We start from the raw sequence: 26,651 nt of genomic DNA, 5'->3' as shown, positions 1-26,651 counted from the left end.
AGTGTGGGTGTACGGACGGAGTCCTTCGAGGTCGGTGGGCTGCCCGTGCGGCTCCGGACGTTGGCCCCCGCGGGCAGACTGCGCGACGCGCTCGCCCCGACGGTCGTGCTCGTGCACGGCATCGGGATGTCCCACCGCTCGTTCGCCCGGTCGCAACGGCAGCTCGCGCGGACGTTCCGCACGGTCGCCGTCGACCTGCCGGGGTTCGGCGGGCTGCCGCCGGCCGGACGGTCACTCGACATCGAGGAACTCGGGGACCTCGTCGTCGCGGCCGTCCGTGCGCGCGGCGCCGGGGACCTCGTGCTCGTCGGCCAGTCGATGGGCACCCAGGTCGTCGTCGAGGCCGCTCGCCGCCACCCGGACGTCGTGACCGCCCTCGTCCTGGTCGGTCCGGTGGTGGACCCGGCACGGCGCACGCTCGTGCAGCAGGCGCTCGACCTCGGCCGCGACACGGTCGTGGAGGACGCACGCACGAACGGCGTGGTCGTCACCGACTACCTGCGGAGCACGCGGCAGTACGTGCGGCAGCTCCGTCCGATGCTGCGCCACCGGCTCGAGGACGCCGTCCCGACCCTCGACCAGCCGGTGCTCGTCGTCCGCGGTGACCGTGACCCGATCGGCCGTCGGGACTGGGCAGCGTCACTCGCCGGATCGGCACGTCGTGGTGCCCTCGTCGAGCTGCCGGGCGGGCACCACGTGCAGGAACGGCAGCCGACGGCGTTCGCGCGGTTGGTCGACGAGTTCCGCCGCGTGCAGACGACGGAGGACGCGCTGGACGGTCGACCGTCGTGACCGGACCGACCACGCCGGGGACGGGTGCGACGTCGGTGACGGGACCCGTGCCTCCCGACCGGGTGCCGCTGCTGCGCCGGGGCTGGTGGGCCGTGCTCGACTGGTGGTACGCGGCCCGTTGGCAGCTGCGCAGCGCCGGCCCGACGACCGCCGAGGACTACCGCACCGGTGACGGCCAACCCGTCGTGGTCGTGCCGGGCGTCTACGAGACCTGGCACTTCATGCGGCCGCTGATGGACGCGCTGCACGACGCCGGGCACCCGGTGCACGTGCTGCCCGTCCTCCGCCACAACCTGCGGCCCGTCCCGGAGTCGGCGCGCGAGGTCCTGGCCTACCTGGACGAGCACGACCTGCGCGACGTGCTCATCGTGGCGCACAGCAAGGGCGGTCTGATCGGCAAGTACGCGATGACGCTGCCCGAGGGGGCGCGGATCGACCGGATGGTCGCGGTCTCCACGCCGTTCGGCGGGTCGGTCTACGCCCGGTTGGCGCCCGTGCCGCACCTGCGGGCGTTCCGAGCGGCGGACCCCGTGCTCGCCGCGCTCGGGCGTGACCTGGCGGTGAACGCGCGGATCACCTCGGTCTACGGGGTGTTCGACACGCTCATCCCCGGGGGGAGCGAGCTCCCGGGAGCCACGAACGTGCGGGTACCCGTCGGCGGGCACTTCCGGATCCTCGGCGCCCAGCAGACCCGCGAGGCCGTGCTCGCCGCTGCGGGCGGCCCCACGGGACCCGCCGCCGGCTGAGCCCGCGGGTGGCCGTGCACTGGCGTGCGGCGCTGCGCTCGCGCGCGATCGCACGACCGGAAGCACGTCGCGCCGCCGGTGCCGGGCCGCGTCGCGGGTGTCGCACCGCCGGTGCCGCGCAGCGCGCTGCCGCGCTGCGCTCAGGCGCCGGGCAGGAACAGGCAGAACGGGTGACCGTCGGGGTCGAGGAGCACGCGCACGTCGTCCTGCGGCTGGAACTCCGCCTCGGTCGCGCCGAGCTCGAGCGCGCGGGCGGTCGCCGCGGCGAGGTCCTCCACCTGCAGGTCCAGGTGGAGCTGCATGCCCTGCGCACCCGGCGTCGTCGGCCAGGTGGGTGCGACGTAGGCGTCGTCGTACTGCACCGAGAGCCCGACACCACCGTCGGACGGCCGCACCCGCAACCAGGTCGGCCCGTCCTCGTGCACGGTCCACCCGGTGAGGGCGCCCCAGAAGCGCGCGAGCCGGACGGGGTCCGGGGACTGCAGGACGGTCGCCGTCAGGACGGGCATCGCGGGGTCGTCGGCGCTCATGCGGCGCACGGTACCCGGACGCGGTCACAGGACGGCTCAGCGGTCGGCGACGCTCGCGCGCTCGACGATCCGGTGCGGCACGACGACCGTCGTCGGGGGAGCGTCGCGCTCCGCGATCCGCCGGGTCAGGAGGTCGAGCGCCGCGGTCGCGAAGGCCCGCCGGTCGAAGGACACGGTCGTCAGCGCGGGGATCGCGAACGCCGCCGCGTCGACGTCGTCGAAGCCGACGACGCTGACGTGGTCCGGCACGCGGACACCACGCGCCGCCAGGACGTGCAGCACCCCGAACGCGATCGAGTCGGTGTACGCGAAGACCGCGTCCGGCAGCGGGTGCACGTCGAGCCAGTCGGCGAACGCCGTCGCGGCCGCACTCGTCGTCCACGCCGGCAACGGCACGCGGAGGGCCGGGTCGACCGGGAGCCCGACCGCCCGGAGCGCGTCGGCGTGGCCCTGGTCGCGCAGCTCGCTCGTCGCGGTGGCGTCGGTCGGCCGGGCGGCGCCCACCACGGCGATGCGTCGGTGCCCGCGGTCGAGCAGGTAGGTCGAGACCTCGCGAGCGGCGCGACGGCTGTCGACGTGCACCTGGTCGACGTGCTCCGGCTCGACCTCACCGATGACCACCGTCGGTGGCAGGCCCTCGGTCTCGGCGAGGACACTCGCGCTGAGCGACACCGGGTTGAGGACCAGTCCGTCCACCAGGTGCGCCCGTGCCCGCGAGACGAGGTCGCGCTCCCGCTCGGGGTCGCTGCCGGTCTGGTCGAGCTGGACGGTCCACCCGCGCTCGCGGGCGAGTTCGACGAACCACTGGGCGAGTTCGGCCGAGTAGGCGCTGCCGAGCTCCGGGAGCGTCAACGCGATCGCGCCCGACCTGCCGTTGCGCAGACCCCGCGCGGACAGGTTCGGGACGTAGCCGAGCTCGGCGACGGCACGTTCGACGCGCTCCCGTGTCGCGGGGCGCACGACCACGCCGCCGTTGATCACGTTGGAGACGGTCTTCGGTGAGACCCCGGCGAGGGCCGCGACGTCCCGCACGGTGGCGCGCACCGGACGAGCGTAGCGCGCCGCCCCGACGGGGCGGGAGGCGCGTGCGGACGCGCTGCGTGCCTCCTGGCCGGTGCGCCGGACGGGAGGCACCGCGCCGGGCCGCCACGTGCCTCCCGTCCGGCGTGGTGCCGGTCGGGTCGGGGCCAGCCACCGTTCATCGCGGCTACGCGTCGACCAGCTCGCGCCGTGCGGCCCGCCTCGCCCGGACACGACCGGTCACGGTGGCAGCGACGACGACCGCCAGCACGGCGTAGAGCACGATCGGGATCGGCCCCGCGACCAGCACCGAGAAGTCCCCGTCGGCGCTCAGTGCAGCGTCGCGCAGGCTCGTCTCGGCGAGCGGTCCGAGCACCATGCCGATGATGAGCGGCGCGAGCGGCACGTCGAGCGCCCGCATGAGGAACCCGACGAGCCCGATGCCGAGCAGCATGAGCAGGTCGAACACCGAACCGCTCGTCGCGTAGATCCCGAGTCCGCAGAAGACCGCGATGCCCGCGTACAGGTACGCCCGCGGGATGCGCAGCAGCTTCGCCCAGAGCATCGCGAACGGCAGGTTGATGACGAGCAGCACGACCATCGCGATGAAGAACGAGGCGAGCAGCGCCCACACCAGGTCGGGGGACCGGTCGAACAGCAGCGGCCCCGGCTGCAGGCCGTACTGGCGGAACGCGGCGAGCATGATCGCCGCGGTCGCCGACACGGGCAGGCCGAGGGAGAGCAGCGCGCCCATCGCCATGCCGGTCGTCGAGTTGCCCGCCGCCTCGGGCGCTGCGAGGCCGCGGATGGCCCCCTTGCCGAACTGCGGGTCCTTGCGGCGTGCGTCGAGTCGCTTCTCGAGCCCGAAGGCCAGGAAGGTCGGGATCTCCGACCCGCCGGCGGGGACGACGCCGAAGGGCAGCCCGATCGCCGTGCCGCGCAGCCACGCGGGCGTGGCCTCCCGGAGTTCCTTCTTCGACAGCCACGGGCGGCCGGTCGCCTGCACCATCCGGCCGTCCTTCAGGTGCCGGGCGAGGCAGGCGACGTAGATGACCTCGCCGAGCGCCAGGACCGCGACCGTCACCGTGACGAGCGAGATGCCGTCGAACAGCTCCGGGACGCCCATGGTGAAGCGCGGTGCGCCGGAGATGCCGTCGACCCCGATCACCGCGATGCCGAGCCCGAGGCAGAGCGATCCGAGGCCCTTCAGGGCGTCGTCGGTGACCACCGACGACGTCGTGACGAACGCGAAGAGCGCGAGGGCGAAGAACTCCGCCGGCCCGAAGCTCGACGAGAACGTCGCGAGGGCCGGCGCGAGGAAGACGACCAGGACCGACGCGATCATCCCGCCGACGAACGCCCCGATCGCGGCGGTCGCGAGCGCCTGGGCCGCTCGTCCGTTCAACGCCATCCTGTGGCCCTCGAACGTCGAGGCGATCGCCGAGGCCTGCCCCGGCGTGTTCATCAGGATGCCCATCGTCGAGTCGCCGAAGAGCCCGCCGAAGTAGACGCCGGCGAACATGATGAACGCCGCCGTCGGGTCGAGCGAGAACGTCACGGGCAGCAGCAGTGCCACGGCCATCGACGAGCCGAGGCCGGGGAGGACGCCGACCGCGGTACCGAGCAGGCACCCGACGACGACCCAGAGCAGGTTGGCGGGGGTCAGGGCGCCGGCGAAGCCGTCACCGAGGAGACCGAGGACGTCCACGTCAGAACTCCCATCCGACGATGCCCGAGGGCAGCGACAGGTCGAGCAGCATGTCGAAGGCGATGTAGCTGATCGCGCTCACGGTCAGCCCGACGACGAGCGGACGCAGCCAGCCCGGGGCGCCGAGCCCCTTCGCGACGCCGAGGAAGAGTAGCCCGGCACCGACGATCCACCCGAGCACGCCGAGCAGCAGCGCGAAGCCGGCGAAGGAGAGGACGACCCAGGCCAGGGAACGCCAGTCGACGCGGACGGCGCGCGGGGTCTCGGTGCCGGTGCCGGTGCCGGTGCCGTCGACGGTGTGGACGGCCTCCACGGTGTCGACGCCGGGCTCCGGCAGTGCACCGACCGCCGCGGCTCGCCGCCCGCGCGCGGTCCGGACGGACCGCACGACCAGCAGGGCGGCCAGCAGCAGGAGTGCCGCGGCGACGAGCCCGGGGAAGACCGCGGGCCCGGGGAACGCGGTACCGGCCGGGACCTCCATCGTCACGATGCCGACGACGAGGTAGACCGCGAAGGCGGTGAAGAGCGCCGGGGTGGTCAGCTCCTTCGCGACCGCGGCGACGCGACCGGGGTCGGCCCGCAGCGTGAGCCGCTGCCCGACGACCGCGGACGACGACGTGGGGTTGCTCGGACGGCTCATCGGCCCAGCTCCTCGTACAGTCCCTGGATCCGCTCGCGTTCCTCGTCGATGAACGCGTCGAGGTCCTCGCCGGTGATGATCCGCTCGGTCCAGTGGTACCGCTCCATGGCATCCGCCCACTCGGGGGTCTCGAGCGTGTCGAGCACGATGTCGGTGAGCTGTGTCCGCTGCTCGTCGTCGAGTTCTCCCGGCGCGGCGATCATGCGCCAGTTCGTCAGGGTGACGTCGTGGCCCTGCTCGACGGCCGTGGGGATGTCGATGCCCTCGACCGGTTCGGCTGCGACGAGCGCGAGGGCCCGCAGCCGGCCGGACTCGATCTGGTCGATGTTGTCCGGGTAGCCGCCCGACGCTGCGGCGGCCGTGCCGTTGAGCAGCGCCTGGATCGCCTCGCCGCCGCCGTCCGAGGGGATGTAGTTCGTCTCGGTGGGGTCGATGCCCGCCGAGACGGCGAGGTCGGTGACGACGAGCTGGTCGAACGACCCGCCACCCGTCCACGGCACCGAGCCGGGACGCTCACGCCACGCAGCGACCAGGTCGTCGAGCGTCTCGTAGGGCGAGTCCGCGGGCACGACGATGACGTCGTACTCCTCGACGGTGACCGCGAGCGGCGTGATGTCGTCGTGGGTGACCGCGGACCCGAACTGGATCTCCGCCGCGAGCAGTCCCGTCCCGCCGACGAGCAGTGTGTCGGTCTGCCCCGCGAGCCGGGCGACGTTGCCGAGCGCGATCGTGCCGCCGGCGCCGGGCATGTTGACGACCTGGACGGAGTTCACGATGCCGTTCGCGCGCTGCGCCTGCTGCATCGACCTCGCGACGCCGTCCCATCCGCCGCCGGCCGCTGCGGGGGCGACCAGGGTGACGGACCGGGTGGGGTCGCCGCCGGCTGCCGCCGAGGTGACGGACCCGAAGGCGGCGATCGCGATGGACACCGCGGCGACGGCCGCACCCACCACGCGCGCGACGGGGCGACGGGCACGCGGCTCCGTCGTCGACCGCACCGGCACGGACTGCCCCGGCACGGACTGCCCCGGCACGGACTGCCCGGGCACGGACTGCTCTGGCGCTGACTGCTCTGTCATCGTTGGCTCCCTCCTGCGCACGTCGTCGTGCCGCAGGTCGAGCAGTACGATGGCAGCCGCCGTCCGGACGAGCAGCCCGTGGCGGAGATGTGCTCATTGACGCTCACGGCGTCGCGGCCGAAGGGGGACGCCACGGTGACCAGGGCACGGCTCGGGCGGCTGCGACGGATCGCGGTCCTCGCGCTCCCGAGCGTCATCGTGCTCACGGCGACGGGCGTCACGACCGGGATCGCCGTCGCCGTGCAGGAGCGCAGCATCCGCACGTCCGTCGTCGACCAGGTGTCCGGTGTCGCCTCGAGCCTGGCCGACCTGCCCGAGGTCCGGGACGCGGTGTCGTCGGCCGTCGACCAGGGCGCTCCCGGGGCGCTCGCCGACACTGACGACCTCGCGTCGGCCACCGCGGCGCTGCAACCCATCGCGACGCTCGTCGAGCGTGCGTCCGGCGTCTCCTACGTCGTGGTGACCGACGACGAGGGCGTGCGCATCACCCACCCGGACCCCGCGGAGCGCGGCGAGCCGGTCGAGACGACGATCGCCCCCGTGCTCGGCGGCGACCGGTTCGTCGGCACCGAGACCGGCCCGTCCGGCACGACGCTGCGGGCGAAGGTACCGGTCCTCGACGCGGAGGGCGAGGTCGTCGGCGTCGTCGCGGTCGGTGTGCTCGAGTCGACCATCGCGGCCGACCGGGAGCGGGCGCTCGGCACCCTGCTGCCGTGGAGCACCGGTGCCCTCGTCGCCGCGACGCTCGCGAGCGTGCTCCTGTCGCTCGTGATCGCCCGCCGGTTGCGGCGGGCCGACGCGGTCGACGCCGAGAGCCGGCAGGTCCGGTGGACGACGGAGGCATTCCGCGAACAGGCGCACGAGTTCGGCACCCGGCTGCATGTGGTGCGCGGGCTCGTCGAGCAGGGGGACGACGAGGACGCGGTGGCCTACATCGACGCCGTCGCACCCGGACTGACGAGCGGCGGTGGCGCCGGGTCGCCGCGGCGGGGCGCGGTGGCGACGGCGTCCGTCGCGGCGGTGCGCGCCGAGCTCGCCGCGGCCGGTGCGGCGCTCGACCTCCGGGTCGCCGAGGACGTCGTGCTCGACGATGCGGTGCTGCTCGTCGTCGCGAACCTGTGCCGGAACGCCGCCGAGGCAGGAGCCACGACCGTCGCCTGCAGCGTCGACACCCGGGACGGACGCGTCACGGTCACGGTCGAGGACGACGGCCCCGGCATCGACCCCGCCGACGCCCACCGCGTGCTGACCCGCGGGTGGTCGTCGAAGTCCGACGAGACCGGCCTCGGGCGGGGCATCGGTCTGGCGGTCGTCCGGCGCACCGCCACCGAGCGTGGCGGATCGGTGGTCGTGGGGCGCTCGGCAGCGCTCGGCGGTGCCCGGCTCGACGTCGACCTGGCGGCGCAGTCGTGATCGCGTCCGCGCCGCTGCGCGTGCTCGTGGTCGACGACGACGCGGGCGCGCGTGCGCTCCACACCCGCTGGGTCGCCGCCACCGAGGGCTTCGCGGTCGTCGGGGCGGTCGCGTCCGGCGGCGCCGCGCTGGCCTCGGTCGAGCGCGGGGTCGACCTCGTGCTCCTCGACATGCGGCTGCCCGACATCAGCGGCATAGAGGTCCTGCACCGCATGCACGTCGCCGGCGTCGACCGGACCGACGTCCTCGTCGTCAGCTCCTCCCGCGACCAGGTCACCGTCCGGCAGGCGCTCGCCGCGCACCCGGTCGGGTACCTGCTCAAGCCGTTCGACCGCGAGGCGCTGCAGGACCGGCTGCGCGCCTACGCCGCCGAGCGACGGTCGCGCGACGACGCGCAGCGCGACGTGCCGATGGGGCAGGGCGACGTCGACCGTCTGCTCGCCACCGGGTCGGTGCGCGTGGTCGGTCCGACCCGTGCCTCGGCCGGCGCGTCCGAGGTCGCCCTGCCGAAGGGCGTGAGTGCCACCACGCTCGGTCGCGTCGTCGCTGCGCTCGACCCCGTGACCGCCCGCTCGGCCGACGAGGTCGCCGTGGCCACGGGCACCTCGCGCGCCACCGCGCGGCGCTACCTCGACCACCTCGTAGCGACGGGCGCCATCGACCTCGCCCACCGGTACGGCCGTCGCGGTCGCCCGCAGGTGCTCTACCGGCTGACGCCGGCGCCCTGACGCCAGCTCGCTGTGGCCGGCCGGGCCGCTCGGCCCGGCCACGCCCGAGGTCGCGACCCGTGTCGGACGGGAGGCCCGTGGCGGCGTCGCCACGAGCCTCCCGTCCGACGGCGGGACGTCCGTGTCGCGGACTCCCGTCCCCAGGTCGGCGCGCGTCCGTCGGGGCTTCGGGGGAGGGGGTCAGGACGGGTGGCGGGCGGTCCACTCGCGGAACGGGGCCGTCGGGTCCTCGACCGTGCCCTGCTCCGTGGGCAGGGCGCGCTCCTCGACCGGCTTGGCGTACTCGTCGTAGAAGGTCGCAAGCGTCATCAGGCGGTTGCCGTCCTCGTAGTGCTCGCCCTCCTGCTCCCGCGTCGCGGCGAAGACCACGCGGTCGGGCTGGGCGTAGTACAGCGCACCGAGGCACATCGGGCAGGGGTACGCGGTGACGAACACGTCGTAGCCGCTCAGGTCGGTGATGTCCTGCTCGGCGGCGGCGCGGATCGCGCGGATCTCGGCGTGCGCCGTCGGGTCGCCGGTCTGGGCGACGTGGTTGACGGCCTCGACCACGACCTCGCCGTCGCGGACGATCAGGCAGGCGAAGGGCTTACCGCCGTCGTGGACGTTGTCGAGGGCGCGGGAGACCGCGAGGGCGGTGAGTTCGTCGTCGTGCATGCCGGCCACGGTGCTCCGGGCCGGTGCCCGTGGGGTGTGCGTCCGGGGGACGGGGCCCCGGCGGCGCGGCGCGGTGTGTCGGCGGTCAGCCGAGCCAGGCCGGGTCGGCGAACAGCTCCTCGACCTCGGTGACGAAGCGCGAGGCGTGGAAGCCGTCCACCGCCGCGTGGTTGATGCGGAGCGCCATCGGCATCACGGTCCGCCCGTCCACCTGTCGGTACCGCCCGAGCGTGATCACCGGCGCCAGGTGGTCCTCGGCGCCGGTGAGGTGCAGCGCGAAGCCGGTGAAGGACGTCCGGGGGAGCGTCGAGACGTCGAACAGGTCGGTGCGCCCGGTGCCCTGCGGGAACATGCGGTGGTCGTCGCGGTACCGCTCGGTCGTCGCGACCACGGCGTCGTGGAACGCCCGGGCGTCGGGGTCGTACTCGACGACGAGCACCGAGAAGGTCTCGGTGTCGGGGTGGAAGACCGTGAAGGTCGGGTGGACCACGTCCCACACCGCGGGACGGCCGTCCTCGGTGAGCTGCATGCGGAACTCGTCGTGCCGGTTGACGACCGTCGCGAGCACCCAGATCTGCGACGGGTACGTCTTCGCGCCCGCGGCTCGTGCGGCGTCCACGAAGGCGGTGACGTCGACGTCGACGGTCATCTCCCACGCGCAGGGCTCCCGCCGGTAGTGCGCGAAGTGCTCCGCGCGCGGCCAGCGGTCGAGGTCGATCGGTCGGAGTCGGTCCACCCGGTCAGTCTCGTCCCCCGGACTGCCGACGCGCGTGCACCGGGCGGCGGTTCACTGGTGCATGCCTTCGACGCCGTTCTCACCAGCGCTCGCGACGTTCTTCCGCGGGCTCGCCGCGCACAACGAGAAGTCCTGGTTCGAGTAGCACCGGGACGACTGGGAACGCAACGTCCGCGACCCGATGGAGGCGCTCCTGCACGAGGCCGAGCGGCGGTACGGCCCGGGCCGGGTGCTGCGCCAGCACCGCGACCTGCGGTTCACACCGGACAAGCGGCCCTACCGCGAGGACACCGGGCTGACTGCGGGCGGCATGTACCTCAGCGCCGGAGCCGAGAGACTGCAGGTCGGGGGCGGGCTCTACGAACCGTCGCGCGCACAGCTGCAGGCGGGTCGCACGACGATCGACGAGCACCCGCAGGCGGCCGCGGCGCTGCAACGGGAGCTCGACGAGCTCACCGACGCCGGGTACGAGCTCGCCGGGCCGCCGCTGAAGACCGCTCCGCGCGGGTACGACGCCGACCACCCGCGGATCGACCTGCTCCGAATGCAGCACTACGCGGCGCTCGTGCACCTGCCGCTGGGGAGCTCGCTCGACGACATCACCGCCGCGTGGGACCGCGTGCAGCCGCTCGTCCGGTGGACCGTGAAGTGGGCGCGGGCGGACGACCCCGAGGCCTCGGACGACCCGGCGCCGCCCGTGCCGGGAGCGCGGTCGATCGACGAGCGCGCCTGAGCACTGCGGGCGCTCGCCTGTCAGGATGGGCCCGGGGTGAGGGGGACCACGTGGGGATCGACGATCCGGTCGTCGGGCGGGCGGGAGCCGTCGGGCTCGCCGTGGCGCTGCCGGTCCTGCTCGTCGTGAGCTGGCTGGTCCAGCTCGGCGTGCTGCTGCAGGCCTCCTTCGGGGCGGAGGACACCCGACCGGGGCCCGGCGGCGTCCTCGCGGGGTTGCTCGTCGGGACGTTGCTCGCGGTCGGGGTGCCGGTCGCGGTCATCGTCGTGTACGTCCTGAAGCGCCGGCGGGAGCCGCGGACCTCACTCGCCGCGGTGATCTCGGCGATCGTCGTGCTCGTCGTCGCGGTCCCGCTGAACACGCTCGGGATCGCCGGGCAGGTCGGGACGGTCGCCGAGGACGCCCGGGTCCGCGCGCAGCCGGCGACCGCGGCCGAGCGTCACTTCGCGCACAGCGAGGGCGGCGCCGAGGCCGCGCTGAACCGGATCGGCGACCGCACCGTCGAGCTGCTCGGCTCCCGGCGGTCCGAGGGCTTCCGGTCCGACGGCTCCCCGAAGGGCGGCGCGTACTCGGAACCGTGCCTGCTCGACAACCGGCACGAGGGCCTGGAGTGGGAGTACTGGTTCATCGCAGCCGAACTCCAGGACGCCTCGGGCGCCGACCTGCTGCCCGAGGGGGCCTCGACCGTGCCGGGCGGCGCGACCGACCTGGCGGCGGTCCGAGCAGCATGGCAGGCCGAGGGCATCGGTGCGGAGCGCAGTGCCGTCGGTTCGGAGGAGCAGTACGAGCCGCGGGCGGACTGGCTCGCGTCGTCGTCCTACGCGCGCCCGGGGCCGACGGTGGTGCTCAGCACGATCTGCCTCGAGCGCTGAGGCGCCGGACGGGATCGTCGCTCAGCGCTGCCGCCAGCGGTCCGACACCGGTGTCGTGCCCTCGAGGAACGCGGCCGCGGCACGACGGGCGTCCGGGACGTCGCGCTGGAGACCCTCGTCGAACTCGTCGTACTCCCAGTTCAGCTCGACGAAGTCGCTGAAGACCGCGGAGCGCACGCGCTCGTCCCAAGCGAGGTAGTCCTGCACCCACCGGGCGACCGAGCGCCCGTCCGTGTCGTGCACGAGCACCTGTGCGGCTCGGCCCCGGGTGACGTGGACAGCGGCTTCCGCGAACGACATCGAGGCGGTCCGCCAACCGAGCTCGGCGAGACACGCGACCAGGGCGGCCTCGAGGAGTACCGGGTCGTCCTCCGGGTAGTGCGCCGCCAACGCCACGGTCGCCGGTCCGCCGAGGTCGAGCGCGGCCGCCTGCGCCGCCAGGGTCGTCGTACGGACGGGGTCCCGGTGCCCGAGGACGGCGAGGGCACGCATCGTCAGCAGTGCGCGCACGACCTCCGGCGCACCGACCGGCTCCGGCCCCGGTGCCGAGAGCGGCGGGTCCGGTCGACGGTCCACGGCGAGGGCTGGCGACGGTCGGTCTCGGTGCGCCGGTCGCCGCCGGAAGAGTCGTCCGAACACGTCGGTGGCGCTCCGTTCTCGTCGGGGCAGCCGAGCGTCGTCTGCCGTGGCTCCATCTTCGTCGGGGGAGGACTCCCTACGGTGGGGGCATGCCGACGCTCGACCGTTCCCCCGCCCTCGTCGCCACCGGGTTCCTCGCGATCCCCGTCGCCCAGGCGCTCGTCGCACTGCCGAGCGACGTCCTGTCGACGATCCAGGCGGCGCCGATCGACCCGGACCTCGCCGACACCGCGGCGTTCTCCGAGGCCTACGGGTACCCGCTCGAGGGCGGCGCGAACTGCATCGTCGTCGCGGGGAAGCGCGGCGACGACGTCCGCTACGCCGCCTGCGTGGTGCTCGCGTCGACGAAGCTCGACGTCAACCGGGTCGTCAAGAAACTGCTCGACGTGCGCAAGGCCAGCTTCGCGCCCATGGACGACGCGGTCGCCCTGACCGGGATGGAGTACGGCGGGATCACACCGATCGGGCTCCCCGCGGACTGGCCGGTGTTCGTCGACGCGCGGGTGCTCGACGCCCCTGAGGTCGTGGTCGGCGCAGGGCTCCGCGGGGCGAAGGTGTTCCTGCCCGGTCGCACCCTGGCGGCGCTGCCGAACGTCACCGTCGTCGAGGGGCTGGCCACCGACGTCGACTGAGCCAGGTCAGCGGGCGGCGGCCAGGGTCTTCGTGATGCGCTGCAGCGACACCGTCTCGGCGGTCCCGAGTTCCTGGGCGAACAGGCTGAGGCGGAACTCCTCGAGCATCCACCGGGCGTGCACCAGCTCGGGGTGCGAGCCGGTGGACGGCGGGAAGGTCCCCCCGGCGTCGGTGTAGCGGTCGGTCGCGACGGTGACTTCGCGCATCCACGTCGCATCGCGCCCCGGGTTCTGCAGGAGCTTCTGCACGCGGGCCTCGACCCCCTGCAGGTACACCCGGATCCGCCGGAGTCGGTCGAGTCCGGCGACGGCGACGAAGCCCGGGAAGACCAGGCGCTCCACCTGCTGGCGCATGTCCGTGAGCGCGGGTAGCAGGGCCATCGAGTTGGCCTGCTTCATCGCCTTGTCGGCCGCGCGCTGCGCCGTCAGGACCGCGGCGACCTCGGACACCGCGGTGAACATGGTGTCGACGACGGTGGCCGACACGGCGTCCCGCACGGACTCGAACTCCGCTTTCGTGAACACGAGGCCGTCCGGGTGCGCGCGACGGATGCCGGCGTCCACGACGGCGGCCAGAACGTCGTCGAACAGCGCCGCGGTCGACGGGTAGGGGCTCGCCGCGAGCGCGAGCTTCTCCTGCGCGGTGAGGTGCGACTGCACGTACGACACCGGCGAGGGCACCGCGTGCATGACGAGCCGACGGACGCCGGCGGGCATGCTGACCGCTCGGTCACCGGGGGTCGCCAGGAGCCGGACGCCGACGGTCGCCTTCGGGCCGTCGCCCTCCTCGACCAGGGACGGGTATGCCCGGATCACGCCACCGGCCTGCTTCGTGTCGAGGACCTGCGGCAGGTCGTCGGACGGCCAGGCGGTGAGACCGGACCGTTCCACCTGCGTGCCGGAGGACGCCCCGGCGACGCGCGCCGCGCCTCCCGGCCGGGCCGCTGCCCTCGCCGTGGCGGAGGCGACGCTCCGCTGGGTCCGGTCCTTCAGCTTCGTCTGCAGGGCCGCGAGGTCCTTGCCGGACTCGACCCGGCGGCCGCGCTCGTCGACGACCGCCCAGGTGGGCAGCAGGTGCGCGGGCACCCGCGACAGGTCGAAGTCGCCCTCGGCCACCGGGACGTACGTCATCCGCTGGATCGCCGCCGCGAGGGTCGCGCGGAAGGACTCGGTCGGTTCGGTCGGCGCGTCGTCGGGCAGCTCGGCGACGATCTTCTCGGCCCAGTCGGCGGCCGGGACGACGTTCTTCCGGATCTGCTTCGGCAGCGACTTGATGAGGGCGGTGACGAGCTCCTTGCGCAGACCGCGGACCTGCCAGTCGAAGCCCTCCTCGCGCATGCGGGGGAGCAGTGCCAGCGGCACCTGCACGCTGACGCCGTCGTCCTGCGCGCCCGGCTCGAAGCGGTACTTGATCGCCAGGCGCTGGTCGCCGGAGCGCCACTGCGTCGGGTACTCCTGTTCGTCCTGCGCGGCCTCGGCTGCGTCCTCGTCCAGCAGGTCCTGCCGGCGCATCGTGAGCAGGTCGGGCTGCTCGCGACGGGTCGTGCGCCACCAACCCTCGAAGTCGCGCGTCGTGGCGACGTCGGCGGGGATCCTGGCGTCGTAGAACTCGTACACGCGCTCGTCGTCGAACAGGATGTCGCGGCGGCGGGTGCGCTCCTCGAGCTGCTCCAGCTCGCGGCGGAGCTTCCGGTTCGCCCGGTCGAAGGCCTGCTGTGCGTCCCACTCACCCTCGACCAGGGCGTGCCGGATGAACAGCTCACGCGAGTGCTCCGGGTCGACGCGCTTGTACTGCACGCGGCGGCGCTGGACGATCGGGACGCCGAACAGGGTGACGCGCTCGTAGGCCACGACCGCGCCCTGCTTCTTCTCCCAGTGGGGCTCGCCGTAGGTGCGCTTGAGCAGGTCCCCGGCGAGCGGCTCGACCCAGGCCGGATCGATCCGCCCGACGGTGCGGGCGAAGAGCCGGCTCGTCTCGACGAGCTCGGCGGCCATCACAGCGTCGGGCTGCTTCTTCGCCAGGACGCTGCCCGGGAACACCACGAAGCGCACGTTGCGTGCTCCGAGGTAGTCGCGCTTCTCCTTGTCGCGCAGCCCGATCTGGCTGAGGAGCCCTGCGAGCAGTGACCGGTGCACGGCATCGCCGTCCTCGGATCGGGACTGCCCGACCCGGACGTCGACCTGCTTCGCGGCGCGGGACAGCTGGCGGTACAGGTCCTGCCACTCGCGGATGCGCAGGTGGTTGAGGAACTCGGCCTTGCACAGACGCCGGAACGCGCTCGACGACAGCTCGTCCTGCTTGTCCTCGATGTGGTTCCAGAGGTTGAGCAGGGTGAGGAAGTCGCTCGTCGGGTCGGCGAAGCGGGCGTGCAGCTGGTCGGCGTGCGCGCGCTTCTCGAGCGGTCGCTCGCGTGGGTCCTGGATGCTCAGGGCGCTGACGATCGCGATGACCTCACGACCGACGCCCTGACGCCCGGCCTCGAGCACCATCCGGCCGAGCCGCGGGTCGATCGGCAGTCGGGTGAGCTGACGGCCGGCCTTCGTGATCCGACCGTCGCCGTCGACCGCACGGAGCTCGCGGAGCAGGTCGAGGCCGTCCTTCACGCCGCGGGAGTCCGGCGGCTGCAGGAACGGGAAGCGCTCGATGTCGCCGAAGCCGAGCGAGATCATCTGCAGGATCACCGCGGCGAGGTTCGTGCGGAGGATCTCCGGGTCCGTGAACTCGGGACGGCGGGCGAAGTCGTCCTCGGAGTAGAGCCGGATCGCGATGCCCGCGCTGGTGCGACCGGCACGGCCGGAGCGCTGGTTCGCGCTCGCCTGGCTGATCGCCTCGATCGGCAGCCGCTGGACCTTCGCCCGCGGGGAGTACCGGGAGATGCGGGCGGTGCCGGTGTCGATCACGTACTTGATGCCCGGCACGGTCAGGCTCGTCTCCGCCACGTTGGTCGCGAGGACGACGCGGCGACGGATGCCGGGTGTGGTCCGACGCTCGAACACCCGGTGTTGGTCGGCGGCCGACAGGCGCCCGTAGAGCGGCAGGACCTCGGTGCCCGGGGACCGCTTGCCCTCGATGGCCTCCTGCGCGTCGCGGATCTCGTTCTCGCCAGAAAGGAAGACGAGGACGTCGCCCGGGTCCTCGCGTGCGAGTTCGTCGAGCGCGTCGGTGATGCCCTGCAGCACGTCGCGGTCGTCGGCAGCACCGCCGGTCCGATCGCCGTGGTCGTCAGTTCGGGGGTCGGTGTCGTCGCTGTCGTCGGTGTCCGCCGCGTCGTCGGCGACGAGCGGCCGGTAGCGGATCTCGACCGGGTAGGTGCGACCGGACACCTCGATGATCGGTGCGTCGCCGAAGTGCTTCGAGAACGACTCCGGGTCGATCGTCGCACTCGTGATGATCACCTTGAGGTCCGGGCGCCGCGGGAGGAGTCGCTTCAGGTACCCGAGCAGGAAGTCGATCGTCAGCGAGCGCTCGTGCGCCTCGTCGATGATGATCGTGTCGTAGCGCTTCAGGTCGCGGTCGAAGTGGATCTCGTTGAGCAGGATCCCGTCGGTCATCAGCTTGATCCGGGTGTTCGCACTCACCTTGTCGGTGAAGCGCACCTGGTAGCCGACGAGGTCGCCGAGTTCGCCGCCGAGTTCCTCGGAGACGCGCTCGGCGATGGTCCGCGCCGCGATCCGGCGGGGCTGCGTGTGCCCGATCGACTCGCGGCCGAGCTCCAGGCAGATCTTCGGCAGCTGCGTCGTCTTGCCCGAGCCCGTGGCACCGGCGACGATGACCACCTGGTGGTCGCGGATCGCGGCAGCGATGTCGTCCCGCCGCTGCGACACCGGCAGTTCGGGCGGGTACGTGATGACGGGCGTGGCAGACATGAGCATTCCAGGATAGCGGTCCGGCGGATGGCGGTGCGCGCGGGACCGACGCGCACGCGGTCCCGCGCTCAGCGCAGCTGGTCGGCGAGTTCGTCGCCGGTGTGCGCCGGCAGGGCGCACACGTGGTCGTGGCAGACGTACGCGGCCGGGGCGGCACCGTCCCGTCCCGCGAAGAGCGAGAAGCCGGCATCGGCCCACGCTCGGGCCTGCGGCGGTGTCACGGAGGCGACCACCGTGCCGGGGCGACGAGCGCCGTGCGCGACGGCCCGCATCGGGTCGTCCGGGTCGGGCGACACCACGACGACCTCGCGCGACGACCGCTGCAGCGCGAGCGCCACGCCGAGCGCGTCCGCGTGCCCGAGCGGCCGTTCGGTGCCCGTGCGGGCTCGGTCGGCGACCATCGACGCCGCCGCGGTCCGCAAGGCCCCGTCACCCGTCAGCGCCGCCGTCGTCGCGGCCGCTGACGCCAGTGCGACGGTCCCCGACCGCAGTGCCGTCTGCGGCTGCTCGCCGGTCGCGGTCCCCGCCGCGTGCAGGACCGGGTCGACGGCGAAGCTCCCCGCGAGCCCGTCGTCGACCAGGGACCTGGCGGTCACGGCGTAGCGGACTTCGCCGGTGACGAGCGCCAGTTCGAGCAGCCCCTCGGCGAGCAGCCCGACGTCCTCGATGGTCGGCGGGGCGGACGACGTGCCGTGGGCGGTGCTCGACCGGACGGTGACGTGCCCGTCCTGCACGTGCGCGGCGAGCACGGCATCGGCCGCCCCGCGTGCGAGTGCGATCATCTCGTCGTCGCGGTGCCGGGCACCCGCGAGCGCGAGGCCCCGGATCGCGAGTCCGTTCCAGCCGGTCAGCACCTGGTCGTCGAGCGGCGGCGGGGCGAACCGAGCACGCTCGTCGAGCGGCAGTCGGTACCAGTCGCCCTCCACGCGTCGGCCGTCGATGGTCGACTCGCTGTCCTGCGCGGCGACGAAGGCACCGTCCGGTCGCCGCAGCGTGTCCCGGAGGAAGTCCGCGATCCCCCGTGCCTGCTCGGCGCCGGCGATCGCGAGCAGGCCCGCGTTGTCGTAGAGCATCCGCTCGTAGTGCGGCACGCTCCAGTCGCGCTTCGTCGCGTACCGGAACACACCCCCGTCGGCGTCCGTCAACTCGGTCGACCGGATCGCACGCAGGCTGCGGTCGCGCAGGGCACCCGCGATCTCGTCGCCGTCGGCTCCGACGTCGGCGAGGAACTCGAGGAGCGGCGCACTCGGGAACTTCGGGGCACCACCGAAGCCGCCGTACGTGGTGTCCTCGGCGGAGACGAGCTGAGCGGTCACTGCCCGGATCGCGTCGACGGACGGGAGGCGCGGGCCGACCCCGTCCCCCGTCCCGCCACCACGGGCGGCCGCGTCCGCCTCGGCACCCTGCCGGATCGCCGTCGCGATGGCGCCCGCGTTCGCGTCGACCTCGTGCCGGCGCTCCTGCCACGCGTCGAGCACGGCGGCCAGGACCTGGCGGAACGAGCCGACCTGCCCGACCTGCGTGGGCGGGTAGTAGGTACCCGCGAAGAAGACTCGTCCCTCGGGCGTCGTGAACGCCGTCAACGGCCACCCGAGCTGCTGCGTGAAGGCGCTCGCCGAGGCCATGAGGCTGGCGTCCACGTCCGGGCGCTCTTCTCGGTCGACCTTGACCGCGACGAAGTCCCGACGCAGCAGCTCGCCGATCTCCGGGTCGGAGAAGCTCTCACGCGCCATGACGTGGCACCAGTGGCACGTGGCGTACCCGACGGAGACGAGCACCGGCACGTCGCGCTCCCGTGCCTCGGCGAAGGCCGCCGGCCCCCACTCGCGCCAGTCGACGGGGTTGTCGGCGTGCAGTCGCAGGTACGGGCTGACCGCGGTCCCGAGCCGGTTGTCGTTCATGCGCCCAGCGTGCCCCGTCGGCGCTGGACGGCGCGCCCGGTGTGGCGATCGGTGGACAGACGCGATCGGTCCACAGGGGTCAGGTCGGCAGCCACCCGGCGACGGATGCGAGGGCTCTCGCGACCTCGGAGGGCGTCCGGCCGTCGGTGTCCACCCGGGTGACCGTGCCGGCGGTCGCGGTGTCGAGCCTCCTGGCCGTCTCCGTGCTGTGCGCGAGCTGCGCCGTCGGGACCGGACCGCCGGCCCGACGCGCCAGACGCGTCGCGGTCGTGGCGTCGGAGGCGCGCAGCAGCACTGCACGGACGACCGGGTCGTCGCCCATCGCGACGGAGAGCCGCTCGTGCTCGAGCACGGCGACGGTGTTCGTGAAGACGAGCCGGTGGTACCCGAGCTCGCGGTACGCCGCCCACATGGTCCGGAGGTTGCGCTCGGCGAGACGCACGTCCGGGTGGGCGAAGTGCGGCGCCGGGTGGGCGAGGTCGAGGAGGTCGCCCTCGATGACGGCGTGCGGCACGTCCGCTGCTCCCAGCAGGTCGTGGAGCGCCTCGGCCGCGGTGGTCTTGCCGACGCCCGACCGGCCTCCGACGAACAGGACCTCCGACCGGGGCACCGCGTCAGCTCCGGCCGAGGGAGAGCAGCGCCAGGGCGGCGTCCTCGGGCCCGTAGTCGAACATGCGGTCCCAGAACGGGTCGGCCGCCCAGGGGACGTCCCCGTCGGCGGGCACCGCGTGCGCGGTCTCGAGCAGCCAGTCGACCTCGGGGCGCACCGCATCGGCGTACCGGGGCGGCTGCCAACCGAGCGCCCGCGCCGCCGAGGTGTCGAGGACGAAGGGCGAGGGCGAGCTCCACGGCGTCGTCCCGACGAAGGCCGGGGCGTCCTGGTCGAGCAGGACCTCGTCGAACCGGTGGTCCACCAGCCCGGCCAGGGTCCGGACGATCTCGAGCACGTCCGGAGCGGTCTCGTCCGCCACGTTGAGGATCCGGCGGTCGGGAGCGTCGGCGACGAGCCGCACGAGCGACGCGATGCCGCTCGCCGCCGTGGTGTGGTCGACGCCACGGCCGTGGTCGGCGAGCAGGATGCGCTCCCGTCCGTCGAGCGCTCGGCGCACCACGAACCACTCCCGGGGACGACTGATGGCGACGCCGTACACCTTGGAGGGGCGGAGCACGGTGACCGGGGCGCCGTGGTCGAGCAGGACCTGCTCCGCGGCCACCTTCGCGGCACCGTAGCCGTCGCGCGAGGTCGGGTCGCCGTCGCCGGCCACGACGGTCGGCTGCAGCTCGGACACGGGCCCGCCGAACACCGGCTTGTCGAGCGCGTTGGCGTGTCGACCCCGGTCGTCGACGTACACCGCCTTCGACGACACGAAGACGGTCGAGCCGACGTCGTCGAGGAACGGCCGGAGCTGCAGGGCGTCGTCGCGGGTGAGCCCGACGGTGTCCACGAGCAGGTCCGCGCCCGGGCGCAGGAGTCCGCGGAGCACGGTCGTGTCGCGGCGGTCCCCGGGGACGAACGTGGCGCCGGCTGCGGTCAGGGTGTCGGCGGTCGGACCGCCGCGCCGCGCGACGAACTCGACCTGCCAGTCGTCCCCGCCACGGCCCGACAGGTCGAGCAGGTCGCGGACCACGGCCGAACCGATGCCGCCGGTACCGCCGAGGACGACGGCGCGTCTGGTGCTCATGCGGCCACGCTAGTGCCGCCGGGGCAGCACGGACGACGGTGCCCGGTCAGGACGCGACGAGCTCCGGTTCGAGGCGCCACCACTCGGCGAGGGAACCGTCGTACACCTTCACCTGGTCGTGCCCGAGCACGGTCAGGGCCAGGGCGTCGACGCACGCCGCGCTGCCGACGCCGCAGTAGGTGACGATCTCGTCCGCGTCGAGGACGGGCGCGAACACCTCGGCCAGGGCGGCGCGGCGGCGGAGGGTGTTCGTCTCGGGGTCGATCACGTCGTCGGTGGTGATCGCGGTGCTGCCCGGCACGACTCCCGGGTGGTCCGTGCCGAGCACCGACGGGGGAGCCGCCAGCACGACGGCGGCGGGCTCCTCACCGCGGACGGCGCGCAGGACGCGGTCGCGGTCCGCCCAGTACGGACGTTCCACACCGGCGAGGAAGGGCTCGGCGGACGTCGGTGCGCCACCGTTGCGGAGCGGCCCGACACGGACCGGGCGTCCTTCGTCCCGCCACTTCGAGAACCCGCCGTCGAGCACCGCGACGTCGTCGAAGCCGAACGCGCGGAAGATCCACCACAGGCGTGCCGCCCACTCGCCGACGCTGTCGTCGTAGACCACGACGGTGGAGTCGTTGGTGACCCCGAGGGCCCGCGCCGCGGCCTCGAAGCGCTCGGCGCTCGGTCGTGTGAACGGCAGGGCGGCGTCGGGGGCCGAGAAGTCGTCGACCAGGTCGGCGTAGCGCGCGCCCGGGACGTGCCCGTGCTGCTCGTAGGCGTCACGCGCGCCCTGCCACTGCATCGCCGTGCCGACCCCGGCGGTCATCACCGAGGCATCGAGGACGACGAGTTCGTCGGCTCCGATGTGGTCGGCGAGCCACTGCGTCGACACGAGCGGCGAGGTCAGGACGGGGGCCATGGCGCTCAGGGTAACCGGGTCCTCCGACGAGGCGCCGGGAGTCCGACACAGTGCGCAACGCCGGTGTCCGGACCGCGAGGACCGCCGAATCCGCGGCGACGAGGAGGGCCGCTCGTCGACCAGATGTTCGGCGATCGCACCGCGGACCGCGACATCCCACGCATCGATCGATGCGTGGGATGTCGTAGCGCCAGTGCCGACGGCGTGGCGCCGGGGACGGCTAGTGCGCCGCGGCCGGGATGCTGCCCGTCGTGGCTGCCGACGCGTGCTCGAGCTTCGCGAGCCGCACCGACTGCCGGTTGATGAGCAGGCCGCCGGCGAGGGCGACGAGCACGAGCACCCCGGCAGAGATCCCGAAGGCCACGTGGTACCCGTCGATCACCGCCTGCGCCTGCTGGAGCTTCGTCGGTGCCGCCGAGAGGCCCGACAGGCTGTCCTCGACGACGTCGGCGAAGATCGTCGAGAGCAGCGCCGTACCGATCGAGCCGCCGATCTGCTGCATCGTGTTCACCGTCGCCGAGGCCACACCGGCATCCGCACGGGCGACACCGGTCGTCGCGGTGTTCATCGCCGACGAGAAGATGGTGCCCATGCCGAGACCGATCACGATCAGCGCCGGCAGGACGGTCCCCGCGTAGGTGCTGTCGACCTCGGTGCGGAGCAGGAGCAGCAACCCGGTCGCCGCGACGAGACCGCCGGCGAAGATCAGGACCTTCGGACCGACACGGGGGAGCAGTCGTCCACCGATCTGCGTCGCCGAGACCATGATCGACAGCGGCATCGGCAGGAACGCCAGGCCGGTCTGCAGCGAGCTGAAGCCGAGGGTCTGCTCGAGGTAGTAGGTCAGGAACAGGAAGATGCCGAACATGCCGATCGCCACGAGGCCGATCGCGATGAAGGCACCACCGCGGTCGCGGTCGAGGACGACGCGCAACGGCAGGAGCGGGTGCGCGACCCGCGTCTCGACCACGACGAAGGCAGCGACGAGCAGGACGCCCGCGGCGAGCATGACGATGGTGAGCGGGGCGTCCCAGCCGTTCGACTCGGCGTTCGAGAACCCGTAGACGATGCCGACCAGGCCCGCGGTGATCGTCAGGACGCCGGCGACGTCGATGCGGGGACGCTCGACCTTCGGCGGCTTCGCCATGAAGACGAGCGCGCCGATGACGCCGAGCACCGCGAACACGACGTTGACGTAGAGGCACCAGCGCCAGGACGCGTACTCGGTCAGCACGCCGCCGAGCAGCAGGCCGATCGCCGCACCCGAGCCGGCGATCGACCCGAAGATGCCGAACGCCCGGCCGCGTTCCTTCGGGTCACGGAAGGTCGTGGTGAGCATGCCGAGCGCCGAGGGGGCGAGCAGCGCTCCGAAGATGCCCTGCAGTGCACGGGCGGCGACGAGCAGACCGAACGAGTCGGCGAGGCCACCGAGCACCGAGGCGACAGCGAACCCGACCAGGCCGACGATGAAGGTGGTCTTCCGGCCGAACAGGTCACCGAGGCGACCGCCGAGCAGGAGCAGGGAGCCGAACGCCAGCGAGTACGCGGTGACGATCCACTGCCGCTGGTCGGTGCCGAAGCCGAGGTCGGCCTGCGCCGACGGGAGGGCGATGTTCACGATGGTCGCGTCGAGCACGACCATGAGCTGGGCCAGGGCGATGACCGCCAGCGCGATCCAGCGGTGGTTGGCCCGGTCGGAGCCGGGCGTGGTCCCGGTAGCACGGCCGGTCGTCGTGGGTGCCGACCCGGTCGGGGTCGGCACGGTCTGTTCTGCCGTCACGGCAGCCTCCTTCGGAGAAGGGTGGGAGTGGCGGAGCACGCGCCGTCGAGCGCTTCGCGAGGAGGTGGAACCGGATGTGGTGCATCCGTTTGTGTCGAGTGTAGACCGAAACGGAGTGACCGCATCCGTTTGTTCCCAGATTCTTCAACTACGGTCGACACCGTGAGCACCACCGACAGCGCGCACGAGCTCGAGCGCCCCCTGCGCGCCGACGCCGCGCGCAACCGCGAGCTGATCCTGCAGACCGCGCGCAGGTGCTTCGCGGAGCGCGGGCTCTCGGTCACGCTCAACGACATCGCGCACGAGGCCGGGGTCGGCGTCGGGACGGTCTACCGCCGGTTCGCCGACAAGGACGCCCTGATCGAGGCGCTGCTCGCCACCAAGTTCGAGGCGATGAACGCTGCCGCCTCCCGCGCAGCGCAGGAGACCGATCCGCGTGAGGCCCTCCGCGTCTACCTGATGGGCGTGTTCGAGTTCCGCGCACGCGACCGTGCCCTGGCCGATGCCATCGTCCGCGCGGGGAAGGCGCGGCCGTCGATCGTCAACGAGCGGGACCGGCTCGAGCGCCAGGTCGCGACGATCATCGAGCGTGCAGCGGCGGCCGGGGTGGTGCGCGCCGGGTTCAGCTACGCCGACCTCCCGATGCTCACGACGATGGTCGGCGCCGTCGCGGACACCACTCGTGCCCACGACCCCGACGCGTGGCGCCGCTACGCCGAGGTGGTGCTCGAGGGCGTGCTGCCCGGCGGCACCACCGACCCGATGGTCGGCGCGCCGCTCGACCGCGCCGCCATCGAGCGCGCCCTGCACGGCCAGCCCTGACGGTCACCGGACGCGACACCGCACCGGACGGGAGGCACGTGGCGGTCCCGCACCGCGCCTCCAGGCCGACAGCGCGCACCGCCAGCGCGGACCGACAGCGGCGTACCGGCGCGGCTGCGCCGTCAGCACCCGGCCGCTACAGCCAGCTCGGCAGCCAGTAGTGGGACCGGATGAAGTCCCACGGCATCTGCAGGCCGGTCCACATCGGGTACCAGTACGCGGAGGCGAGCACGACGACGCCGAGGTACACACCGATCCACACCAACGCCCGCGTCCGTCGCGGCCGCGGATCGGTCCGTGACCCCGCGACGAGCCCGATCGCTGCGGCCAGGCCCATGACGAGGAACGGCTCGAACGCCACCGTGTAGAACTGGAACACCGTGCGGTCGGTGTACAGCAGCCACGGCAGGTACCCGCCAGCGACGCCGATCAGCACGAAGCCGTACTCCCAGCGACGGCGCAGCACGAAGAGCACGAGCAGCGCGATCGCCGCGATCACCGAGGCGTACCAGATGAACGGGTTCGCGATGCCGGTGATCGCCTCGCCGCAGCGGCTCGCCCAGCACCCGTCCTGTCCCGCGTTCGTGCCCTCGTAGTACATGGACGTCGGCCGCTGCATGACGAGCCAGAGCAGCGGGTTCGCCTGGTACGAGTGCGGTGTGTGCAGGCCGATGTTGAAGCCGTAGATCTCCGACTGGTAGTGCCACCAGTTCTGGAACGACTCCGGCACCCAAGCGAGCAGCCCCGTCCAACGCTCCCCGCCGCTTGCGATCCAGTTCCGGTCCCACCCGCCCGAGGTGCGGAACCACCCTGTCCACGAGGCCAGGTAGGTCACGGCGGCGATCGGGACGGTGAGCAGGAACGTCACCGGTGCCTGCTGCAGGAACGCGCTCGACGACCAGAACGTCACGCCCGCCCGGCGGCGCATCATCATGTCGCTCAGCACGGAGTACAGCGCGAAGAACGCCAGGAAGTACAGCCCGGACCACTTCGTCGCGGACGCGAGGCCGAGCGCGACGCCCATCGCGAGGAGCCACGGCCGCCAGACCAGCACCGGTCCCCAGAGCGTGTCCCGTCCGGCGTCCGCCCGGCGTCGGACCCAGTCGTCGAGCCGCCGCTTCGCCCACCGCCGGTCGAGCAACAGCGCCCCCGCGCCGAGGACGACGAAGAAGGTCAGGATGCCGTCGAGCAGCGTGACGCGCGACAGCACGATCGCCTGCCCGTCGATCGCGAGCAGGAAGCCGGCGAGCGTCCCGATCGCCGTCGACCGGAACAGCGAGCGGGCGATGACCGCGGTCAGGAACACGGTCGCAGTGCCGAACACGGCGACGGTGAACCGCCACCCGAACGAGCTGTCGGCACCGAACAGCAGCATCCCGAGGCCGATCAGGTACTTGCCGAGCGGGGGGTGGGCGATGAACTCCGCCGCCCGCGAGTACAGGTCGGTCTCACCGTCCGCGAAGCGCTGGTCGGTCGTCGGGGCGCCGTCGTCCGAGGAGTTCGCCGGCCAGGTGCCCTCGTACCCGAGGTGCACGATCGACCAGCCGTCCTTGACGTAGTACGTCTCGTCGAACACGAGCGAGTGCGGGTGTCCGAGTCCCACGAGCCGGAGCACGGCCGCCAGCAGGGTGACCGCGATCGGGCCCGTCCACCGCCAGAGCGCGACGCGCCGCGACGTCGACAGGGCGCGACCCCACCAGTCGTCGAGACGGGAGCCGACCGGTCCGTCGACGAGGGCGGTGCGGTCGTCGGTCAGCTCGCTGGTCATCGCCTGCATCCTACGGATCGTCGCCACCGCGGACCTGGCACCAGAATGGGGAGGTGATCGTCCTCGCAGCAACGCCCATCGGCAACCTCGGCGACGCGTCGCGCCGGCTCGTCGAGACCCTGTCGAACGCGAGCGTGGTGGCCGCCGAGGACACCCGGACCGCGATCCACCTGATGCGCGCGCTCGGCATCGAGAACCGCCCGCGCCTCATCGCCCTCCACGAGCACAACGAGCGCGCGAAGGCCTCCGAGGTGGTCGAGCTCGCCCGCGACGAGGACGTGGTGGTCCTCACCGACGCGGGCATGCCGGCGATCAGCGACCCGGGGTTCCCCCTGGTCGAGGCAGCCGCGGCCGCCGGTGTGACCGTCACCGCCCTGCCCGGTCCGTCCGCGGTGCTCATGGCGCTCGCCGTGTCCGGCCTGCCGACCGACCGCTTCAGCTTCGAGGGCTTCCCGACCCGCAAGGCCGGGGAGCGCCGTCGCCTGTTCGCGTCGCTGGCGGGCGAGCAGCGGACGATGGTCTTCTTCGAGTCCCCGCACCGGCTCGCCGACACGCTCACCGACATGGCCGCCGGGTTCGGCGACGACCGCCGCGCGGTCGTGTGCCGTGAGCTCACGAAGCTGCACGAGGAGGTCCGCCGCGACACGCTGGCCGGGCTGGCAGCGTGGGCGGCCGACGGCGTGCGCGGGGAGATCTGCGTCGTCGTCGAGGGCTCGACCGGCGCCCTCGACGTGACGAGCATCGAGGACGGTGTGCGGCTGGTGCTCGAGCGGGTCGCCGCCGGCTCGCGCATGAAGGAGGCCGCCGCGGCGGTCGCGGACGCGACCGGCCTGTCGAAGCGCGACCTGTACGAGGGCGCGCTGGCGGCGCGGTAGCCGCGACCACGACCGGACCGGGCCCACGCCGCCGGTCCAGCATCGACGCGCCAGCGGCGGTGCGGCCGTGCCGGACGGGAGGCGCGGCGCGGGTCCGCCACGCGCCTCCCGTCCGGCTTCTCCACAG

At 73.2% G+C, this 26,651-nt stretch carries 23 protein-coding genes and 1 pseudogene; 9 read left to right on the top strand and 15 right to left on the bottom strand.

Features of this window, described 5'->3' with window-relative positions:
• Window positions 1–3 precede the first annotated feature (3 nt).
• Window positions 4–792: an alpha/beta fold hydrolase gene (locus DEJ22_RS12645; RefSeq protein WP_181430904.1), complete on the top strand. Its 789-nt coding sequence runs from the start codon at window positions 4–6 to the stop codon at window positions 790–792.
• Window positions 789–1,538, top strand: coding sequence for an esterase/lipase family protein (locus tag DEJ22_RS12640; RefSeq protein ID WP_349775146.1), 750 nt, complete (start codon window positions 789–791; stop codon window positions 1,536–1,538). The genes DEJ22_RS12645 and DEJ22_RS12640 overlap by 4 nt, the downstream gene beginning before the upstream one ends.
• A 140-nt stretch (window positions 1,539–1,678) precedes the next feature.
• Here the strand turns inward: DEJ22_RS12640 and DEJ22_RS12635 are convergent, their stop codons facing one another.
• The 5 genes from DEJ22_RS12635 to DEJ22_RS12615 all read right to left on the bottom strand — a co-directional run bounded on the left by DEJ22_RS12635 (window position 1,679) and on the right by DEJ22_RS12615 (window position 6,515).
• Window positions 1,679–2,068 (bottom strand): VOC family protein, encoded by a 390-nt coding sequence (locus DEJ22_RS12635; protein WP_258379668.1) that lies wholly within the window; start codon window positions 2,066–2,068, stop codon window positions 1,679–1,681.
• Window positions 2,069–2,104: 36 nt separating this feature from the next.
• Window positions 2,105–3,112 (bottom strand): LacI family DNA-binding transcriptional regulator, encoded by a 1,008-nt coding sequence (locus DEJ22_RS12630; RefSeq protein WP_111227762.1) that lies wholly within the window; start codon window positions 3,110–3,112, stop codon window positions 2,105–2,107.
• 163 nt (window positions 3,113–3,275) lie between these two features.
• Window positions 3,276–4,796, bottom strand: a complete 1,521-nt coding sequence (locus DEJ22_RS12625; RefSeq protein ID WP_058749623.1) for a tripartite tricarboxylate transporter permease — start codon at window positions 4,794–4,796, stop codon at window positions 3,276–3,278.
• Window position 4,797: 1 nt separating this feature from the next.
• On the bottom strand, window positions 4,798–5,436 hold the full coding sequence (locus DEJ22_RS12620) for a tripartite tricarboxylate transporter TctB family protein (RefSeq protein ID WP_111227681.1): 639 nt from the start codon (window positions 5,434–5,436) through the stop codon (window positions 4,798–4,800).
• The gene (locus tag DEJ22_RS12615; RefSeq protein ID WP_111227682.1) at window positions 5,433–6,515 is read right to left on the bottom strand and encodes a tripartite tricarboxylate transporter substrate binding protein; all 1,083 of its coding nucleotides are present in this window, start codon (window positions 6,513–6,515) and stop codon (window positions 5,433–5,435) included. Before DEJ22_RS12615 ends, DEJ22_RS12620 begins: the two co-directional genes overlap by 4 nt.
• Window positions 6,516–6,602: 87 nt before the next feature.
• On the opposite strand from DEJ22_RS12615, the gene DEJ22_RS12610 reads away from it, so the two are divergent.
• Both DEJ22_RS12610 and DEJ22_RS12605 read left to right on the top strand, forming a co-directional pair.
• Window positions 6,603–7,928, top strand: a complete 1,326-nt coding sequence (locus tag DEJ22_RS12610; RefSeq protein WP_111227763.1) for an ATP-binding protein — start codon at window positions 6,603–6,605, stop codon at window positions 7,926–7,928.
• Window positions 7,925–8,656, top strand: coding sequence for a response regulator (locus tag DEJ22_RS12605; protein WP_258379669.1), 732 nt, complete (start codon window positions 7,925–7,927; stop codon window positions 8,654–8,656). The genes DEJ22_RS12610 and DEJ22_RS12605 overlap by 4 nt, the downstream gene beginning before the upstream one ends.
• Window positions 8,657–8,836: 180 nt before the next feature.
• Here the strand turns inward: DEJ22_RS12605 and DEJ22_RS12600 are convergent, their stop codons facing one another.
• A complete protein-coding gene (locus tag DEJ22_RS12600; RefSeq protein WP_111227765.1) occupies window positions 8,837–9,310 on the bottom strand; it encodes a nucleoside deaminase in 474 nt (157 codons plus the stop codon).
• Between the two features lie 85 nt (window positions 9,311–9,395).
• Entirely contained in the window at window positions 9,396–10,046 is a 651-nt protein-coding gene (locus DEJ22_RS12595; protein ID WP_111227683.1) for a CatA-like O-acetyltransferase, read from the bottom strand.
• 157 nt (window positions 10,047–10,203) lie between these two features.
• Here DEJ22_RS12595 and DEJ22_RS12590 point away from each other — a divergent pair.
• Both DEJ22_RS12590 and DEJ22_RS12585 read left to right on the top strand, forming a co-directional pair.
• Window positions 10,204–10,779 (top strand): annotated as a pseudogene (locus tag DEJ22_RS12590) (DUF2461 family protein); the annotation flags it as partial.
• A gap of 50 nt (window positions 10,780–10,829) precedes the next feature.
• Window positions 10,830–11,651, top strand: coding sequence for a hypothetical protein (locus DEJ22_RS12585; RefSeq protein WP_111227685.1), 822 nt, complete (start codon window positions 10,830–10,832; stop codon window positions 11,649–11,651).
• Window positions 11,652–11,672: 21 nt separating this feature from the next.
• On the opposite strand, the gene DEJ22_RS12580 is transcribed toward DEJ22_RS12585, so the two are convergent.
• Entirely contained in the window at window positions 11,673–12,227 is a 555-nt protein-coding gene (locus DEJ22_RS12580) for a hypothetical protein (protein WP_111227686.1), read from the bottom strand.
• 152 nt (window positions 12,228–12,379) lie between these two features.
• Here DEJ22_RS12580 and DEJ22_RS12575 point away from each other — a divergent pair, with 152 nt between their 5' ends.
• The gene (locus DEJ22_RS12575) at window positions 12,380–12,922 is read left to right on the top strand and encodes a YbaK/EbsC family protein (protein ID WP_111227687.1); all 543 of its coding nucleotides are present in this window, start codon (window positions 12,380–12,382) and stop codon (window positions 12,920–12,922) included.
• A gap of 6 nt (window positions 12,923–12,928) precedes the next feature.
• Here DEJ22_RS12575 and hrpA read toward each other — a convergent pair whose 3' ends face one another.
• The 6 genes from hrpA to DEJ22_RS12545 all read right to left on the bottom strand — a co-directional run bounded on the left by hrpA (window position 12,929) and on the right by DEJ22_RS12545 (window position 23,059).
• Window positions 12,929–16,789 carry an ATP-dependent RNA helicase HrpA gene (gene hrpA, locus DEJ22_RS12570; RefSeq protein WP_111227766.1) on the bottom strand — a complete coding sequence of 1,287 codons (3,861 nt, stop codon included), beginning with the start codon at window positions 16,787–16,789 and terminating at the stop codon, window positions 12,929–12,931.
• A 68-nt stretch (window positions 16,790–16,857) separates the two neighbouring features.
• Window positions 16,858–18,690 carry a thioredoxin domain-containing protein gene (locus DEJ22_RS12565; RefSeq protein ID WP_111227688.1) on the bottom strand — a complete coding sequence of 611 codons (1,833 nt, stop codon included), beginning with the start codon at window positions 18,688–18,690 and terminating at the stop codon, window positions 16,858–16,860.
• A gap of 79 nt (window positions 18,691–18,769) precedes the next feature.
• A complete protein-coding gene (locus DEJ22_RS12560; protein WP_111227689.1) occupies window positions 18,770–19,300 on the bottom strand; it encodes a DEAD/DEAH box helicase family protein in 531 nt (176 codons plus the stop codon).
• 4 nt (window positions 19,301–19,304) lie between these two features.
• Entirely contained in the window at window positions 19,305–20,372 is a 1,068-nt protein-coding gene (locus tag DEJ22_RS12555; RefSeq protein ID WP_111227690.1) for an NAD-dependent epimerase/dehydratase family protein, read from the bottom strand.
• Between the two features lie 46 nt (window positions 20,373–20,418).
• Complete coding sequence (locus DEJ22_RS12550) at window positions 20,419–21,279, bottom strand: sulfurtransferase (protein ID WP_111227691.1); 861 nt, start codon at window positions 21,277–21,279, stop codon at window positions 20,419–20,421.
• A 220-nt stretch (window positions 21,280–21,499) separates the two neighbouring features.
• Window positions 21,500–23,059 carry an MFS transporter gene (locus DEJ22_RS12545; RefSeq protein ID WP_111227692.1) on the bottom strand — a complete coding sequence of 520 codons (1,560 nt, stop codon included), beginning with the start codon at window positions 23,057–23,059 and terminating at the stop codon, window positions 21,500–21,502.
• Window positions 23,060–23,221: 162 nt separating this feature from the next.
• Between DEJ22_RS12545 and DEJ22_RS12540 the strand changes: the two genes are divergently transcribed.
• Window positions 23,222–23,881: a TetR/AcrR family transcriptional regulator gene (locus tag DEJ22_RS12540; RefSeq protein ID WP_181430906.1), complete on the top strand. Its 660-nt coding sequence runs from the start codon at window positions 23,222–23,224 to the stop codon at window positions 23,879–23,881.
• 136 nt (window positions 23,882–24,017) lie between these two features.
• Here DEJ22_RS12540 and DEJ22_RS12535 read toward each other — a convergent pair whose 3' ends face one another.
• A complete protein-coding gene (locus DEJ22_RS12535; RefSeq protein WP_111227768.1) occupies window positions 24,018–25,649 on the bottom strand; it encodes a dolichyl-phosphate-mannose--protein mannosyltransferase in 1,632 nt (543 codons plus the stop codon).
• Window positions 25,650–25,702: 53 nt separating this feature from the next.
• Here DEJ22_RS12535 and rsmI point away from each other — a divergent pair, with 53 nt between their 5' ends.
• Window positions 25,703–26,524, top strand: a complete 822-nt coding sequence (gene rsmI / locus DEJ22_RS12530) for a 16S rRNA (cytidine(1402)-2'-O)-methyltransferase (protein ID WP_111227693.1) — start codon at window positions 25,703–25,705, stop codon at window positions 26,522–26,524.
• Window positions 26,525–26,651: the final 127 nt, after the last annotated feature.

The organism is Curtobacterium sp. MCSS17_007, assembly GCF_003234175.2.
Taxonomy (GTDB): Bacteria; Actinomycetota; Actinomycetes; order Actinomycetales; family Microbacteriaceae; genus Curtobacterium.
The sequence above is the reverse complement of the archived record's forward strand: the minus strand, read 5'-3'. Positions and strand labels throughout refer to the sequence as shown.

Excerpts from the sequence above, each read along its gene's own strand:
- DEJ22_RS12575 (WP_111227687.1), top strand. The coding sequence starts at position 12,380 with ATGCCGACGCTCGACCGTTCCCCCGCCCTCGTCGCCACCGGGTTCCTC.
- DEJ22_RS12600 (WP_111227765.1), bottom strand. The coding sequence starts at position 9,310 with ATGCACGACGACGAACTCACCGCCCTCGCGGTCTCCCGCGCCCTCGAC.
- DEJ22_RS12620 (WP_111227681.1), bottom strand. The coding sequence starts at position 5,436 with ATGAGCCGTCCGAGCAACCCCACGTCGTCGTCCGCGGTCGTCGGGCAG.
- DEJ22_RS12615 (WP_111227682.1), bottom strand. The coding sequence starts at position 6,515 with ATGACAGAGCAGTCAGCGCCAGAGCAGTCCGTGCCCGGGCAGTCCGTG.
- DEJ22_RS12555 (WP_111227690.1), bottom strand. The coding sequence starts at position 20,372 with ATGAGCACCAGACGCGCCGTCGTCCTCGGCGGTACCGGCGGCATCGGT.
- DEJ22_RS12635 (WP_258379668.1), bottom strand. The coding sequence starts at position 2,068 with ATGAGCGCCGACGACCCCGCGATGCCCGTCCTGACGGCGACCGTCCTG.
- DEJ22_RS12550 (WP_111227691.1), bottom strand. The coding sequence starts at position 21,279 with ATGGCCCCCGTCCTGACCTCGCCGCTCGTGTCGACGCAGTGGCTCGCC.
- hrpA (WP_111227766.1), bottom strand. The coding sequence starts at position 16,789 with ATGTCTGCCACGCCCGTCATCACGTACCCGCCCGAACTGCCGGTGTCG.
- DEJ22_RS12565 (WP_111227688.1), bottom strand. The coding sequence starts at position 18,690 with ATGAACGACAACCGGCTCGGGACCGCGGTCAGCCCGTACCTGCGACTG.
- DEJ22_RS12535 (WP_111227768.1), bottom strand. The coding sequence starts at position 25,649 with ATGACCAGCGAGCTGACCGACGACCGCACCGCCCTCGTCGACGGACCG.
- DEJ22_RS12610 (WP_111227763.1), top strand. The coding sequence starts at position 6,603 with ATGTGCTCATTGACGCTCACGGCGTCGCGGCCGAAGGGGGACGCCACG.